The organism is Globicatella sp. HMSC072A10 (genome assembly GCF_001811625.1).
GTDB classification, from domain to species: domain Bacteria; phylum Bacillota; class Bacilli; order Lactobacillales; family Aerococcaceae; genus Globicatella; species Globicatella sanguinis.
Map to the genome: position 1 here is coordinate 1 of NZ_KV805662.1, position 246 is coordinate 246.

At 44.7% G+C, this 246-nt stretch carries 1 protein-coding gene; it reads left to right on the forward strand.

Annotated elements, in window-relative coordinates:
* Positions 1 to 246 (forward strand): IS66 family transposase (locus HMPREF2811_RS03360; protein WP_141749243.1); only part of this gene is annotated, 246 nt, incomplete at both ends.

Consider the following 246-nt stretch of genomic DNA (forward strand, 5'->3'; position numbering starts at 1 on the left):
AGCCAAAAAGCGAAGAATTATTTTTGGCTTCTCATGAGTGGCAAGGACACACCAGAACAGGGGATTATTTATCAATTTGATGAAGGCAGAGGTCGCCAAGTCATTCTTGACCTATTGGGTCCAGATTTTGAAGGCAGCCTTCATGCAGATATGTATGGTGCCTATGTCAACCTATGCAAGGAGAAAGTTAAAGTCAGTGGCTGTTGGGCGCATTTAAGGCGGAAATTCTTTGAAGCCCTGCCAGCT